This window comes from Pseudomonas sp. B33.4 (assembly GCF_034555375.1).
GTDB lineage: Bacteria > Pseudomonadota > Gammaproteobacteria > Pseudomonadales > Pseudomonadaceae > Aquipseudomonas.
Genome location: NZ_CP140706.1, coordinates 3,382,525 through 3,397,369, shown reverse-complemented (window position 1 = coordinate 3,397,369; position 14,845 = coordinate 3,382,525). Strand labels below are relative to the sequence as shown.

At 58.5% G+C, this 14,845-nt stretch carries 12 protein-coding genes and 1 pseudogene; 5 read left to right on the top strand and 8 right to left on the bottom strand.

From position 1 onward, the window contains the following. Positions 1–2: 2 nt before the first annotated feature. The 4 genes from U6037_RS14840 to U6037_RS14825 all read right to left on the bottom strand — a co-directional run bounded on the left by U6037_RS14840 (position 3) and on the right by U6037_RS14825 (position 5,788). A complete protein-coding gene (locus tag U6037_RS14840) occupies positions 3–1,658 on the bottom strand; it encodes an intermembrane transport protein PqiB (RefSeq protein ID WP_322843489.1) in 1,656 nt (551 codons plus the stop codon). Between the two features lie 233 nt (positions 1,659–1,891). Then, complete coding sequence (locus tag U6037_RS14835; protein WP_322843488.1) at positions 1,892–3,193, bottom strand: FAD-binding oxidoreductase; 1,302 nt, start codon at positions 3,191–3,193, stop codon at positions 1,892–1,894. Continuing rightward, positions 3,190–4,278, bottom strand: coding sequence for a polyamine ABC transporter substrate-binding protein (locus tag U6037_RS14830; RefSeq protein ID WP_322843487.1), 1,089 nt, complete (start codon positions 4,276–4,278; stop codon positions 3,190–3,192). The genes U6037_RS14835 and U6037_RS14830 overlap by 4 nt, the downstream gene beginning before the upstream one ends. A 151-nt stretch (positions 4,279–4,429) precedes the next feature. After that, positions 4,430–5,788 carry a glutamine synthetase family protein gene (locus U6037_RS14825; RefSeq protein WP_322843486.1) on the bottom strand — a complete coding sequence of 453 codons (1,359 nt, stop codon included), beginning with the start codon at positions 5,786–5,788 and terminating at the stop codon, positions 4,430–4,432. Between the two features lie 162 nt (positions 5,789–5,950). Between U6037_RS14825 and U6037_RS14820 the strand changes: the two genes are divergently transcribed. The 4 genes from U6037_RS14820 (at position 5,951) to U6037_RS14805 (ending at position 10,862) form a co-directional block, all read left to right on the top strand. Further along, positions 5,951–6,850, top strand: a complete 900-nt coding sequence (locus tag U6037_RS14820; RefSeq protein ID WP_322843485.1) for a helix-turn-helix domain-containing protein — start codon at positions 5,951–5,953, stop codon at positions 6,848–6,850. 88 nt (positions 6,851–6,938) lie between these two features. Next, positions 6,939–7,448, top strand: coding sequence for a sigma-70 family RNA polymerase sigma factor (locus U6037_RS14815; protein ID WP_322843484.1), 510 nt, complete (start codon positions 6,939–6,941; stop codon positions 7,446–7,448). Next, positions 7,448–8,395 carry a FecR domain-containing protein gene (locus U6037_RS14810; protein ID WP_322843483.1) on the top strand — a complete coding sequence of 316 codons (948 nt, stop codon included), beginning with the start codon at positions 7,448–7,450 and terminating at the stop codon, positions 8,393–8,395. The genes U6037_RS14815 and U6037_RS14810 overlap by 1 nt, the downstream gene beginning before the upstream one ends. Positions 8,396–8,462: 67 nt before the next feature. Then, positions 8,463–10,862: a TonB-dependent receptor gene (locus U6037_RS14805; protein ID WP_322843482.1), complete on the top strand. Its 2,400-nt coding sequence runs from the start codon at positions 8,463–8,465 to the stop codon at positions 10,860–10,862. Positions 10,863–10,917: 55 nt separating this feature from the next. On the opposite strand, the pseudogene U6037_RS14800 reads toward U6037_RS14805, so the two are convergent. From U6037_RS14800 to U6037_RS14785, 4 genes and pseudogenes are all read right to left on the bottom strand, one after another. After that, positions 10,918–11,139, bottom strand: a pseudogene (locus tag U6037_RS14800) (substrate-binding domain-containing protein); the annotation flags it as partial. A 93-nt stretch (positions 11,140–11,232) separates the two neighbouring features. Further along, complete coding sequence (locus tag U6037_RS14795; protein ID WP_322843481.1) at positions 11,233–12,267, bottom strand: trans-3-hydroxy-L-proline dehydratase; 1,035 nt, start codon at positions 12,265–12,267, stop codon at positions 11,233–11,235. A gap of 73 nt (positions 12,268–12,340) precedes the next feature. After that, a complete protein-coding gene (locus U6037_RS14790) occupies positions 12,341–13,303 on the bottom strand; it encodes an ornithine cyclodeaminase family protein (RefSeq protein WP_322843480.1) in 963 nt (320 codons plus the stop codon). Positions 13,304–13,388: 85 nt separating this feature from the next. Further along, positions 13,389–13,598, bottom strand: a complete 210-nt coding sequence (locus U6037_RS14785; protein WP_322843479.1) for a 4-oxalocrotonate tautomerase family protein — start codon at positions 13,596–13,598, stop codon at positions 13,389–13,391. A 494-nt stretch (positions 13,599–14,092) separates the two neighbouring features. Here U6037_RS14785 and U6037_RS14780 point away from each other — a divergent pair, with 494 nt between their 5' ends. Beyond that, on the top strand, positions 14,093–14,758 hold the full coding sequence (locus U6037_RS14780) for a GntR family transcriptional regulator (protein ID WP_041064625.1): 666 nt from the start codon (positions 14,093–14,095) through the stop codon (positions 14,756–14,758). The last annotated feature ends 87 nt before the right edge of the window (positions 14,759–14,845 follow it).

Sequence of the window (14,845 nt, the reverse complement as noted above, 5' to 3'; positions counted from 1 at the left end):
GCTCAATTGCGTGGCGGTCCTTTCAGGTCCAGCGGTGCGGCGTTGTCGGGACGGCCACGAATCAGCGATTCCGGATGACGACCGAGATAGTCGGAGAGTTCACGCAGAGAGCGCGACATGCGCCCGAGCTCTTCGAGGGTTTCACCCAATTTCTCGCGTTGCGGCGAATCTTCGGCCAGCGTTGAATTGGCGGACTGCAAGGTCTTGCTGACATCGGCGAGGGTGCTCTGCACGCCCGGCAAGGTCTTGGCGTTGAACTGGGTCAGGCCTTTGCGCAGTTCGACCAGATTGCTGTCGAGGTTGCCGGCGATGCGTTCAATCGGCAGTGCGTTGATCTTGTTGACCATCGCTTCGAGTTTTTCCTGCAACTGTTCGAGGCTGCCCGGGATGGTCGGGACGCTGATCGGTCGGGCGGTGGGGTCAAACGCGACTTTCGGCGCTTTCGGGTAGAAATCCAGCGCGATGTACAACTGGCCGGTGAGCAGGTTGCCGTTGCGTGCCTGGGCGCGCAATCCGTTTTCGATGAAGGTGCCGAGCAGGCGCGCGCCAGTGGCTTCGTCGTTTTCGTCGCCATTGAATGCCTTGAGCATTTTCTGATGCGCCCGGCCCAGGCGTTGCGGATAAATGACGATGCCGACGTTCACCGGGAACGTACGTTTGACTTCGTCGAAGTCCAGATTGACCGCGACCACACGCCCGATCTCGACGCCGAGAAACTCGACCGGGGCATCGACTTTGAGTCCGCGCAGCGCCTGATCGAAACGCAGGCTCAGGTATTGCGCCTTGCCGTTGGGCGGGGCGAGGGCGGCAGTCTGGTCGGCGAAGAGCTCGAAGTCTTTGTTTTCCGCGGCGACGCTATCGTTGGGGCTGTAGTCCGGTGCACGGAAGGCGATGCCGCCAACCAGCAGGGTCGACAGTGATTCGGTTTTTACCGCAAAACCGTTGGCGCCGACGCTGACATCCACGCCGCTGGCGTTCCAGAAACGGGTGTTTTCGGTGACGTAGGCGTCGTTGGGCGCGTGGATGAACACTTCGATATTCACGCCCTTGCCATCGGGATTCAGCGCGTAGGAGACCACTTGGCCTACGGGGATCTTGCGGAAGTAGACCGGTGAACCGATGTCCAGCGAGCCGAGGTCGGCGGTGTGCAACGAGAATGTCTTGCCGGGTTCGCCATAGGTGATCGGTGGCGGGTTTTCCAGGCCCTTGAAGTTCTTCGCGCGGTTATTGGCCTCGCCAATGTCGGCGCCGATGTAATCGCCGGAAAGCAGGGTGTCGATACCCGAGACGCCACCCGCACCAATCCGTGGGCGCACGACCCAGAACTGCGAGTCTTCACGGGTAAACTCTTCGGCCTGCTTGGCCAGTTTGATCGTGGCGTTGACGCTTTTGTGATCGCTGGCCAGTTCTACATCCGAGACATGGCCGATCACCACATTGCGGTATTTGACTTCGGTCTTGTTGGCCGTCAGACCATCCCCGGTCTTGAAGGTGACGGTGATGGTCGGGCCTTCCTGCAGGATGTTGTGCACCACCAGCGAGATGCCCACCAGCACGGCAACGATCGGTACGATCCAGACGAGCGAGATGCCGAAACGGCGGGTTTTCACGGGGGCTTGGCCTGGTGCTCGCGGCTCGTCGGTGGCTGACGACTTCATCCATGTCCTCCTCGATTGATTGGGCACTGAGCGTCAGGAACGCAAAAGCACCTCATCAATATAGAAGCGCTTGGCGATAGAGCAAATGTGTATAGCGCGCATTGTTGGCAGTTTCCATGTAGGCGCTGTCGAGTGAAACGAGGCTGCGATCTTTTGATCTTGCTTTTTTAAGATCAAAAGATCGCAGCCTTCGGCAGCTCCTACTTGGGCATGGTGTCGGAGCGGGTTGCGGGTCAGCCGAGCATTTCCCGCAAGCGATACCAGAACATGCCCAATGCCAGTAATGGCGAGCGCAGGGCCGGGCCGCCGGGGAAGGTCATGTGCGGCACGCCGCTGAACACGTCCATGCCCTGGCTGTGACCGGCGTGAATCGCCTCGCCGAGCAGTTTTGCGCACCAGTGCGTAACGTTCAGACCATGGCCGGAATAACCCTGGGCGTAGAACACGTTCGGGTGCTGCTTTAGGCGACCGACCTGGGGGAAGCGATTGGCGGTGATGCCGATCTTGCCGCCCCATTGGTAATCGATGCGCACGTCCGCCAGTTGCGGAAAGACTTTGAGCATCTTCGGTCGCATATAGGCGGCGATGTCCGCCGGATCGCGCCCGGAATAGTGGCAGGCACCGCCGAACAGCAGGCGCCGATCCGCCGAGAGTCGGTAGTAATCGAGGCCGACTTTCTGGTCGCACACCGCCAGATTCTGCGGAATCAGTTGCGCGGCGCGTTCCTCGGACAACGGTTCGGTGGCGATGATGTAACTGCCGGCGGGCAGGACCTTGCCACTGAGCTGTTGCTCAAGTTCGTCCAGATGCGCGTTGCAGCCGAGTACCAGACTGCCAGCGCGCACCGTGCCATGGGCGCAGCGTACTTGCACGGTCGAACCGTGGATGATTTCCAGCACTTCACTCTGCTCGAAAATTCGCACGCCGAGTGACGCCGCCAGTCGCGCTTCGCCTTGCACCAGATCCAGCGGGTGCAGGTGCCCGGAACCCATGTCGAGCAGTCCGCCGGCATAGATGTCGGAATTCACCACTTGCTGACGGATCTGCTCCGGACCGATCAGACGGGTTTCGTGGGCGTAACCGAGTTCGGCGAGGTTGACCAATTCATCCTTGAAGGCAGCGAACTGCGCCGGGGTATTGGCCAGATCGCAGAAGCCCCAGCGCAGATCACACTCGATGCCGTTGTCGCCGATGCGCTGACGCACCAGTTCCACCGAGTCGATGCCGGCGCGCTGCAAATAACGCACGCCTTCCTGGCCGACGTATTTGGCGAAGCCTTCAACTTCATGACCGATCCCGCGAATCAACTGACCGCCGTTGCGCCCGCTGGCGCCCCAGCCGATACGCCGGGCTTCGACCAACACCACCGACAATCCGCGCTGAGCCAGCTCGATGGCGGTGTTGACCCCGGTGAACCCGCCGCCGATCACGCAGACATCGGCCGTCAGGTCAGCGTCCAATACCGGATAAGGTGTGGTCGCCCGCGCCGAAGCAGCGTAGTAGGAGCGAGCGTGTTCCTGGGTGTACTGATTCATTTGTTCGACTTCACTTTGCTCCAGGAACGGGTCATCAAACGCATGATCGCCTGGGGCGGGGTGGTAGAAATGTAGAGTTTGTCGAGCACGGCTTGAGGTGGATAAACCTCTGGGTTGTTGACCAGTTCCGGATCCATGAACTGCTTGGCGGCCGGGTTCGGGTTGGCGTAACCCACCGAAGCGCTGACCTTGGCGATCACTTGTGGATCGAGCAGGTAATTAATGAAGGCGTGGGCTTCTTTGGTGTTGCTGGCGTCGGCCGGGATAGCCAACAGGTCGAACCAGAGGTTGGCGCCTTCCTTTGGAATCGCGTAGGCGATGTTCACGCCGTTCTTGGCTTCCTTGGCGCGATTGGCGGCCTGGAACACGTCGCCGGAATAACCGAAGGCCACGCAGATATCGCCATTGGCCAGGTCCGATACGTATTTCGAGGAGTGGAAATAGGTGATGTACGGACGGATGCTCAGCAGTTTCGCTTCAGCCTTCTTATAGTCTTCCGGGTTCTCGCTGCGCGGGTCCATGCCCATGTAATTGAGCACAGCGGGAAAGACTTCGTCGGCGGAGTCCATCATCGACACGCCGCACTGAGTAAGTTTCTTCAGGTTCTCGGGTTCGAACAGCACCGCCCAGGAATCGATGTGGTCGATGCCCAGCACTTGCTTGACCTTGTCGACGTTGTAGCCGATGCCGTTGGTGCCCCACAGGTATGGCACCGAGTGTTCGTTGCCCGGGTCGTTTTTCTCCAGCAGTTCGAGCAGCTTCGGGTCGAGGTTCTTGAAGTTCGGCAACTGCGAGCGATCGAGTTTGAGGAACGCACCGGCCTTCACCTGACGGGCGAGAAAGTGGTTGGACGGCACGACCACGTCATAGCCGGTGCGCCCGGCGAGGAGTTTGCCTTCGAGGGTTTCGTTGGAGTCGAAAACGTCGTAGATCACCTTGATCCCGGTTTTGCTCTGGAAGTCGGCGAGGGTGGTTTCGCCGATGTAGTCGGTCCAGTTGTAGACGCTGACCTGGGGTTGGGCTTGGGCTCCGATGCTGCACATCAGGGCCAGAGCGGCGGGAACCATGGTTTTCAACAGACGCATATCTACACCTCTAATTTTTTGGATTTTTCAGGTGGTTCTTTGCTGTTTGAGCTGCCGCCATCGCGAGCAGGCTCACTCCTACATTTTGGAATGCATTCCCCCTGTAGGAGTGAGCCTGCTCGCGATAGCGGTGGTACAGACAACGAAGGTCTTAAACGCTCAGCATCAGGAACTCACGCTCCCACGAGCTGATCACGCGCTTGAAGTTTTCATGCTCGGCGCGTTTCACCGCGACATAGCCCCGGACGAATTTGTCGCCAAGGTATTGCGCGACGGCCTCGCATTCTTCCATTTGCGTCAGTGCTTCTTCGATGGTGATCGGCAGGCGCAGGTTGCGGCGCTCGTACGCACGGCCTTGTACCGCAGCGCTCGGCTCGATGGCTTCAACCATGCCGATGTAACCGCAGAGCAGACTCGCGGCAATCGCCAGGTACGGGTTGGCATCAGCGCCCGGCAAGCGGTTTTCCACGCGCATGGCTTCCGGGCTAGAGGTCGGCACACGCAGGCCAACGGTGCGGTTTTCTTCGCCCCATTCGACGTTGACCGGTGCCGAGGTGTCCGGCAGGAAGCGGCGGAACGAGTTGACGTTGGGCGCGAACATCGGCAGCACTTTCGGGATGTATTTCTGCAAACCGCCGATGTAGTGCAGGAACAGCTCGCTCATCTGCCCGTCTTCATTGGCGAAGATCGGCTTGCCGGTGGCGATTTCCACCACACTCTGGTGAATGTGCATGGCGCTGCCCGGCTCATCGCCGATCGGTTTGGCCATGAACGTCGCGGCGACGTTGTGCTTGAGCGCTGCCTCACGCATGGTGCGTTTGAACACGGTGATCTGGTCGGCCAGATCCAGTGCGTCGCCATGACGGAAGTTGATTTCCATCTGCGCCGGGCCGTCCTCGTGGATCAGCGTGTCGAGGTCCAGGCCTTGCAGTTCGCACCAGTCGTAGACGTCTTCGAACAGTGGATCGAATTCGTTGGCGGCATCGATGGAGAACGACTGCCGACCGCTTTCCGCACGGCCCGAGCGGCCCAGCGGTGCCTTGAGCGGCAAGTCCGGGTCTTCGCAGCGTTGGGTCAGGTAAAACTCCATTTCCGGCGCAACAATCGGCTTCCAGCCTTTGTCGGTGTAGAGCTGCAAGACTTTCTTCAGCACGTTGCGCGGTGACAGTTCGATCGGGTTGCCGAACTTGTCGAAGGTATCGTGAATGACGATGGCGGTCGGTTCGATCGCCCACGGAATCACGTAGACCGCGTCAGCCACTGGCTTGCAGACCATGTCGATGTCGGCAGGATCGAGCAGGTCGTAGTAGATGTCGTCGTCGACAAAATCCCCGGTTACCGTTTGCAGCAGCACACTTTCCGGCAGGCGCATGCCTCGCTCATGCAGGAACTTGTTGGTCGGTGCGATCTTGCCGCGGGCGATGCCGGTCAGGTCGCTGACCACACATTCGACTTCGGTAATCTTGTGATCTTTCAGCCACGTGAACAGCTGATCGAAAGGGGCATTCATAAAGACCTCGTTATTGGTTTCATAGACGCCGGGGAGGGCGGGTTTCATCTTCCGCCCCTTCCCCTGTGGCGCGTTGACGACTATCTTGGGCGAGCCTTGCAGTTCCATCTATCCACTTTAAGCAGCACCAAAGCGCACCAAAAGAGTGCGCAAGGTCACCCCATGACAACGTGCAATCCGCTCCAGGTTCAAGCGTTCAACACCGCCGATGTGGCCGAGCAAGTCCGCGCCACACCGGGCTGGGTCCAGCATTACCAACAGATGTCGCCGGGCCATTTCGCCGGGCAGATCCGCTATCTGGATCTGCAAGGTGTCGAGGTCTATGAAGAGCAGATGAACACCCGGGTCGAGCAGAATTTCAGCGCGCCGTCGGGTGCTTTGGCGTTCTGTTTTGATCGCAGTGACAACGCGCTGTACCTGCTCAATGAAGACAGCCGCAACATCTGGATCACCCCGGAGAACTACCAGGAAATCGCCGTCGTGTTCGGTCCGGAGTTTGTCCGTCAGCACGGTCTGAATGTGGCGAAACTTGAAGGGTTGTTCATGACGCAACTCAATTGCGGGCAGAACGCCTTGTTCAGTAAATGGTTAAGCTCGACTCTCACGAAGGTGTCGCAAGCTATTGATCCATTTGATAAAGATTCGCTGACAAAGCAGCTACTTGAAGATTGCCTGTTCATTCTCGACAACGCTCACACCAGCCTCGATCGCGGTGGCTTACAACGGCGCACCGAAGAACGGATGATCATGAAACGGGTAGGCGAGTGGGCGGCGGATTCTCCGGAAGACACCCTCAATCTGCTCGAACTGTCGCATGTGGCAGGGGTGCCATTGCGGCAATTGCAGCAGGCATTCAAGGCCTACACCGGGATGACCCCGAGTCACTGGCTGCGCCTGCGCCGGTTGAACAGCGCTCACCGCGAACTGCTCAAGCGCCGGCCAACGGAAACCACCGTGGCCGAGGTGGCGATGCACTGGTCGTTCTGGCATTTGGGAAGGTTTTCAAGCAGTTATCGGGCGTTGTTCAAGGAGTTGCCGAGTGAGACGCTGAAGCGTTCATAAAACGCGTGGCATAAAAAGGCTTTGTGTCGGCGCGCAAGTTAAATAGAATCACTCTCATTTGAAACTGACTTCGCGCAGGACTCTTGAGATGACTGAAGCCGCGACGCGCTCGCCGCAGCACCTGCACGAACTGTATCGCGATCATCGCGGCTGGCTGGAAACCTGGCTGCGCCGGCGGATGGGCAACGCCTGGGATGCGGCGGACCTGAGCCATGACACCTTCATGCGCGTGCTGTGCAGCGCGCAACCGATCGCCGATATGCGCGAGCCGCGCGCGTACTTGCTGACCGTGGGCAAGCGCCTGCTGAGCAATTTCTACACCCGCCGCAGTCTGGAAAAAGCCTATCTCGAAGCCTTGGCGCAGTTGCCGGAGGAGTGCGTGCCGTCGCCCGAGCAGCGTTGGCTGCTGCTGGAAACCCTGCAAGCGCTTGACGAATTACTGGATGGTTTGCCACGGCCGGTGCGTCGGGCGTTTTTGTGGAGTCAGCTGGAAGGTCTCGGTTACCGCGAAATCGCTGAGCGTCTACAAGTCTCAGAGCGAACAGTAAAACGTTATATGGCAATGGCTTACGAGCATTGCTTGATGTTGGATCTATGATGCGCGCTGCAGCAGACGCAGAGGCGCGCGAAGTTGCACGCGCCGCCGCGCAATGGCTGGCATTGCTGGAATCCGGGGATGCCAACGATGACGATCGCGCGCGACTGCAGCATTGGCGCAGCAGCGATAGCCGTCATGAAAACGCCTGGCAGAAGATTCAACTGTTGCGGCAACGGTTTTCAGCGGTGCCGGCGGCGCTGGCCATGGCTACGCTGGATCGTCCGGATCTGGCGCGGCGCGCGGCGCTGAAACGTGCGCTCGGTCTGGCCGCGTTGGTGCCGGCGGCGTGGCTGATCAGTCGTCAGTTGCCGCTCGACGTCTGGCGCGCCGATTTGCAGACCGGCACTGGCGAGCACACCCGAACACGGTTGGCCGACGGCAGCACCTTGCAACTGAACACCGCCAGTGCGGTAAACGTCGATCTGGCCAGCCATCAGTTGACCCTGGTGCGTGGCGAGATGGCGCTCAACGTCCCCGGCAGCACGGCGTTGACGGTCAACGCTGCATACGGTCGGATCATCGTCAGCCGCAGCGAAATCTGCGTGCGCCTCAACGAGCGTGACTGCAACGTGTCGGTGGTCAGCGGCTCGGTGCAATTGCAGCCGTTACACGGGCCGGCGCTGCAGTTGAACGCCGGGCAACAGGTCAGCCTGCAAGCTTCCGGCGCCGGACCGATCGCGCTGTTCGACGCAAAGATGCCGGGCTGGCGTGACGGTGTGTTGATGGCGCAAAACCAACCGCTGGGGGATTTCCTGCGTGAGCTGAGCCGCTATCGTTCGGGGCTGTTGCGCTGGGATCCAACGTTGGAAGCGTTGCGCATCACCGGTAGTTTCCGCCTCGACAATACCGATCAAATCCTCGCACTGCTCGCGGCGAGCCTGCCGATCGAAGTCCACACCCGCACCCGGTTCTGGGTTTCCCTTACGCCTCGGCAAAATGTTGGCTGAAGCCTGTCCCTTTTTTGCGCCTCACCGGTCATTCCAGGCAAGTGAACAAAATCGAGAGCTTCTTCCAATGCCCGCAGTATTCCCAAGTCGTTTGCGTCCGTTGTTGCAGTTGAGCCTCCTGCTGAGCCTGAGTGCCAGCCCGGTGTTGTTCCAGTCCAGTTGGGCCGAAGACGCCCGGCGTAGTTATCAGGTGCCGGCCGGCAGCCTCAGTGCCGCGTTGACGCGGTTTGCCGGTTTGGCCGGCGTCAATCTTTCTGTGGATCCGGCGCTAGTCAGCGGGCGCAACAGCAATGGTTTGTCCGGCGAATTTGGTGTGGAGGAGGGGTTCACCCGGTTGTTGCTGGGTTCTGGCTTGCAACTGCAGCCGCTGGGCGATCACGCTTTCACCCTGATTCCTGCGCCTGAGGGCAGCAGCCTGCAACTGGCGCCGACTTCGATCCTCGGCGCGAGCGATTCGACGGGCGCCGATGTATTTGCCGGTGGCCAGGTGGCGCGTCGTGGTTCACAGGGTTTGCTGGGCTCGAAAGACTTCATGGAAACCCCGTTCAGCATGACCACCTACACCAGCGAAACGGTGAAAAACCAACAGGCGCGCACCCTTGGCGATCTGATCGCCAGCGACCCTTCGGTGCGTGCAACCAACCCGGCCGGCGGACGTTACGAGCAGTTCACCATCCGTGGTTTCAGTCTGTTCAACAGCGACGTGGCCTATAACGGCCTCTACGGTGTGTTGCCGACTTACACGATCGACATGGAAATGGCCGATCGCGTCGACATCCTCAAAGGCCCGACCCAACTCATTAACGGGATTTCGCCGCGGGGCAGTGTGGGCGGGGGGATCAACGTGGTGCCAAAGCGCGCTACCGATAAGCCGATCACCTCGTTGACCACCAATTACGCGTCGAATAATCAAGTCGGTGGTGCCGTGGATGTCGGCCGTCGTTTCGGTGAGGACAACCAGTTCGGTCTGCGCTTCAACGGCGTCAAACAGTCCGGTGACACTGAGTGGGATCACCAAAGTGTCGACCGCGACATGGCTGTGCTCGGCCTCGACTTTCGCGGCGAGCGTTTACGAATTTCGACCGATATCGGCCACACCGAACGCGATACCGACGCACCGCAAGAGCGCGTGCAAGTCGCCGCGAATGCCAAGGTTCCGAGCGCGAATAGCGTGCATCGCAATTACGCGCAACCTTGGAGCCAGGCGAAAACCGAGGACACCTTCGGCACGCTCAACGCTGAGTTCGACGTCAGTGATTCGGTGATGGTGTATGGCGGCGTCGGTGCGCGCAAAAGTAATCATGACTTCTTGCGCCACGCCGTTTCTGTCACCAACGATGCCGGTGATTTCAGCGTACTGCCGCGCGACTTCACCCGCGACGAAAACGTGCGCACGGCCACGGCAGGCGTGCGCAACTGGTTCCATACCGGGCCGGTGAGCCATGAGGTCAACCTCGCGGTCAGCTACTTCTACATGGATTTCGAGAACGGCGGCGCACGTTACGCGGCAGGTCGCAGCAATCTGTATGACCCGGTGGAAACCGCCAAACCCGGCACACCGACGCGCTATGACGCCAAGGTCTATACCGAAAACCGCTTCAGCGGCGTGGCGCTGTCCGACACGCTGGGCTTTTTCGATGATCGACTGTTGCTGACCCTCGGTGCGCGCTGGCAACGGGTGAAGGTCGACGACTGGAGCGATGACGTCAAAGGCGACACGGCTTACGACGAGGAAAAGGTCTCGCCCTCGGGCGGGATTCTGTTCAAGGCTACGGACAAATTGTCGCTGTACGCCAACTACATGGAAGGCCTGAGTCAGGGCAAGATCGCGCCGTCGACGTCAGTGAACGAAGACGAAATCTTCCCGCCATTTATCAGCCGTCAGGTTGAAGTGGGCGCCAAATACGATGCCGGCGCCTACGCGTTGACTGCTGCAGTGTTTCGCATCAAGCAGCCAGCCTATGAAACCAACGCCACCACGCGGGTCTTTGGCCCCAATGGCAAACGCGAGAACAGTGGCGTGGAGCTGAGCGTGTTCGGTGAACCGCTCAAAGGCTTCCGTTTGCTTGGCGGAGTGATGTACATCGACAGTGAATTGGCCAAGACCACCAATGGCACCTTCGACGGCAACCGTGCGCCGGCGACACCGAAATACAACGTCAATCTCGGCGCCGAGTGGGATGTGCCGACGGTGCAGGGGCTTACGCTGACCGGGCGCGGTATTTATTCCAGTTCGCAGTATCTGGATCAGTCGAACGACAAGGAAATCGACTCCTGGGAGCGCTTCGACGTAGGCACGCGCTATGCCTTCAAGGTTGACGACAAGACCATCACCTTGCGCGGGAATATCGAGAACGTGCTGGATAAACGCTACTGGAGTTCGGCAGGCGCTTCGGATGACAGCGAGCCGGGGTTGACGTTGTCGACACCGAGAACTTATCTGCTTTCAGCGACGGTGGATTTCTGATTCCACTCGGCAAATCCAAAGCAATCGGGAGTGCCATCAGCGAGCGGATCCACTCTCAGAGTGATGTCCTGACCACCAATGGATAGTCAACTCGCTGAGTTCCCGATAGCTCCAGGGTCTCGATCAGATGCCGTGCAGCCTGGCGCCCAATTTCGTAGTACGGCAGTTGCACCGTGGTCAGCGGCGGGATGAACAACTCGACAATGCCGATCATGTTGTCGTAGCCGAGCACGGCGACATCGTCGGGAATTTTCAGGCCACGCCCCAACAACAACAACAACAACAACAACAACAACCGCTTCAACTTGTTTGATCCATAACAGCTTGGATCTCTGAGAAAAATTATCGTTAGCACTTGAATAAGTGGCTATCACTGCTTCTCTACAGGCCAAGTGTCGGAAAGACGATAACCTGCCGGAAACGGGTCGGTCGGATCCAGCGTGTGTTGGTGTGTACCTGTAATCCAGGCTTGTCCGGAAATTATCGGACTGATACCTGGACGGCCACCCACGGACAATACTGAATCGATCCGACAATCGAACTCGGTGCCCAGGATCGACTTGCCGATGAAGCGATCACCCGATTTCATCTGGCCTTTTGCATGCAGGACTGCCATGCGGGCCGAGCAGCCCGTGCCGCATGGGGAACGGTCTACTTTTCCAGGGCGGATAGCCACCGCATTGGCTGCGGTCAGAATGCCGTTTTTCATCTCTACCGGGTTAGCGATCTGGCAGAAGGAAATATGCTTCCAGTCATCGTTTTCCGGGTGGACAAACCTCAATTGTTCGTTGGCTGCCTGAGTGATCTTCATGCCGTAATCGGCAATCTCCCTGGCTTCGTCAGGGGTCAATGAAAAGCCCAGTCTTCTGGCGTCGGTAATGACGAAACTGTCACCACCATAGGCCGTATCGACGAGTAGAGACCCAATCCCCGATACCTCGATAGTCACATCAAGTTTGTCAGCAAATGACGGCACGTTGCGTACGGTAATTCGCTCAGCCTTGCCATTTCGGCAGCTCGCAACCACTTCGATCAACCCTCCTGGCGGCTCAAGGAACATGCGGGTTTCCGGCTCTACCATAGGGATGATTCCGGTCTCCAGCAGTACGGTCGCCACGCACATCGAGTTGGAACCTGACATGGGTGGTGTATCGCACGGCTCCATGATGATCCAGCCAACGTCTGCTTGCGGATGCTTGGGCGGAACCAGCAGATTGACGTGCCGGAACACCCCACCGCGAGGCTCATTCAAGACAAAGTTGCGCAGTGCCTGGTCGGTTTCAATGAACTTGCGCTGCTCCCAGATCGTTTCCCCCGGAGGGGTGGCAACACCGCCAACAATGACGTCGCCCACTTCACCCGCTGCATGGCAACTGACGACATGGATGACTTTGGATGATCGCATGGTATTTCTCCGGGGATTCGGTGGGCGCCTGGCGCCCGACATGTATTGAACGTGCAAACGTTGAAAGGGGGGCTCAGCGGGAAACTGAAGTCCGCTGGTAAGCCAGAATGGCCGCTGCGAGGTCTTCTACCGACGCGCCAACCGATTTGAACAGGGTCATGGCTTTATCCGGAGTCGTCAGGACAGAGCGCCCGAAGTGTTTCCCGGCACACAGTTCGCTGAACTCGGCGATTACGTCGTCTTCGGTAATGACGCCTTTCTGAATCGGCTGGATCAGGTCACCTGTCTCCGCGAGAGCACCTTCGCGGGTATCAACGAAAATGCTACAGCGCGCCACAACATCGTCGTCGACTTCGCGCATGATCGGGGTAAAGCTGCCGACCAGGTCCAGATGAACGCCAGGTTTCAACCACTGACCTTGTATGACCGGTTCCGTGGCCAGTGTGGCGCAACTGATGATATCGACGGCAGCAGCGGCTGCGGGTAACTCCTGAAGTGTGACGGCTTTTGCCTGGATTCCCTGGGCCCTGATGTCGTTCGCGAATGCCGTTGCGGCTTCGAAGTTGAGGTCATAAACAATGACCTCTTCCAGATCGCGAACCGATCGGTGCGCGCTGACCAGATAGCGCCCCATACGGCCGGCCCCGACCATAAGCAGTCGTTTCGAATCGGTACGAGACAGATAGCGAGAGGCAAGTGCAGAAGCCGCGGCTGTGCGGCGGGCTGTCAGTTCGTTGCCGTCAAACTGACCCAGCGGTAGGCCGGTTTTCGCACAACTGAGGAGATAGTGGCTGCTGAGCCCCGGTTGGCCTTTTGCATTGTTACCGGGGAACACGGTGACTTGCTTGACCCCTAGATACTCGCCTTCGATCCAGGCTGGCATCAACAACAGCATGGCAGCGGGGTCGCCCGGTACTTCTATCTTGTGGTGGTGACGCACAGGGGAGTGCACGGTACGGGTGAAGATATCGGATAGCGCATTCATCAGCGCGTCCCAAGGCAGTGCATCGGCCAGTTGTTGGGCATTCAAATACATGAGTGAAACTCGACATTGAAGGATAGAAAACACAGTGCTTCGGGATTGATCGCGTTCAATCCACAAACGCTATTCAGTGAATCGTTTAACGCTGGGGCGAGGGCGCAGTGACGGAAGCACTGAGCGGTTCGCCGGCAATTACCCAGTCGGAGGGCGCCACATCGGTGAAAGTGATGGTGACGTCCTTTGGTGCGGAACCAAGGATTCTGGAAAAGGCAGCCGTTATTTCACTTGCCAGTTCGTGCTTTTTCTCGCTTTGTCGTCCGGCGAGCATTTTGATTTTTACTATCGGCATTTCGGGTTCTCCTGAGTGTTCGAGTGGCGAACGTCGAAGGGGGGGGCGATAAACCGGTATCAAAGAATCAACAGATGTTCGCTAGAGCCGGGCACATTCATCAGGTCGTGGAAAAACGACCTGAGGTCGTCGTGCTTGCCGGTTTTGTGGGGGGGGTGCCGAGACGCACTGGGGGCGTCTGTCGCTTTGTCGGCAATCCGCGATTGTTTGGCTGGCTTTTGGGGAGACGAATGCATGCAGGTTTCTCCTGTTGTTCTTGTTGGCAGGTATGCAGCGCAAGCCTGGTGTTGAGTGCTTGACACCGGGTGAGTCGAACTCTAGATTGAATATCGTATACGTTGATAGTGGTGTCAACGGGTTTTTAGGGGCTGATGAAGCGCATCAGTCACCCGGCGAGGCTGTATCACCAGACAGACCAGCCGATGGTAAGCTGCGAGCTGATATAGAATACGTTATTCGATCGTGGCTTCCCGATTGCACACATGGAGTTCAAATTGCCCCTAAGTCCTGCAGATCTGCCGTCACTTGGCTCCGCGCCTACGGCGTCCGACATCATCGCCAATCACATTCGTGAGGCGATCATCACGGGTGACTTCGATGAAGGCGAACCGATTCGCCAGGATGACGTCGCCAAGCTGTTCGATGTCAGTAAGATACCGGTGCGTGAAGCGCTCAAACGCCTCGAAGCCGAAGGCCTTGTCGAGTTTCAGCGTAACCGCGGCGCTGTCGTCAAAAGCATTTCCGAGCCGGAAATTGCGCAGATTTTCGAGGTCCGGGCAATGCTGGAGTCCAGCGCGCTGAAACTGTCCGTGCCTCTGATGACCGAAGCCACTTTCAAGAGGGCCGAGCAGTATTGTGACGAGTTCGCGCAAGAGACCAATGTGGCGCGCTGGGCGGAGCTCAATTGGCAGTTTCATTCCTGCCTCTATGAGGATGCCAACCGGCCGTTCCTGATGAACCTCATCCGTTCGGTCAATGACCGTATCGAGCGCTATTTGAGAATTCAGCTCACCCTGTCCGGTGGGACAGGTGTGGATGATCGCGAACACCGGCAGATCCTGGCGGCGTGCCGCAAAGGCGATGCCGAGGAGGCCGCTGAACTGTTGCGTCAGCACATCACCAAGGCCTGCGAATCATTGCTGGACAACATTCGCAAGTAAATCCAAGCGCAGATGTCCACATCGCCGTAGCCTTCGCTACGGCGATTTTGCTTTGTTGTGATGCGTATACCATATCTGATAATGGCC

Bases quoted from the DNA above. Each gene is read 5' to 3' on its own strand.
- U6037_RS14810 (WP_322843483.1), top strand. From the start codon at position 7,448: ATGCGCGCTGCAGCAGACGCAGAGGCGCGCGAAGTTGCACGCGCCGCC.
- U6037_RS14830 (WP_322843487.1), bottom strand. From the start codon at position 4,278: ATGCGTCTGTTGAAAACCATGGTTCCCGCCGCTCTGGCCCTGATGTGC.
- U6037_RS14790 (WP_322843480.1), bottom strand. From the start codon at position 13,303: ATGTATTTGAATGCCCAACAACTGGCCGATGCACTGCCTTGGGACGCG.
- U6037_RS14795 (WP_322843481.1), bottom strand. From the start codon at position 12,267: ATGCGATCATCCAAAGTCATCCATGTCGTCAGTTGCCATGCAGCGGGT.
- U6037_RS14815 (WP_322843484.1), top strand. From the start codon at position 6,939: ATGACTGAAGCCGCGACGCGCTCGCCGCAGCACCTGCACGAACTGTAT.
- U6037_RS14785 (WP_322843479.1), bottom strand. From the start codon at position 13,598: ATGCCGATAGTAAAAATCAAAATGCTCGCCGGACGACAAAGCGAGAAA.
- U6037_RS14840 (WP_322843489.1), bottom strand. From the start codon at position 1,658: ATGAAGTCGTCAGCCACCGACGAGCCGCGAGCACCAGGCCAAGCCCCC.
- U6037_RS14825 (WP_322843486.1), bottom strand. From the start codon at position 5,788: ATGAATGCCCCTTTCGATCAGCTGTTCACGTGGCTGAAAGATCACAAG.
- U6037_RS14835 (WP_322843488.1), bottom strand. From the start codon at position 3,193: ATGAATCAGTACACCCAGGAACACGCTCGCTCCTACTACGCTGCTTCG.
- U6037_RS14805 (WP_322843482.1), top strand. From the start codon at position 8,463: ATGCCCGCAGTATTCCCAAGTCGTTTGCGTCCGTTGTTGCAGTTGAGC.
- U6037_RS14820 (WP_322843485.1), top strand. From the start codon at position 5,951: ATGACAACGTGCAATCCGCTCCAGGTTCAAGCGTTCAACACCGCCGAT.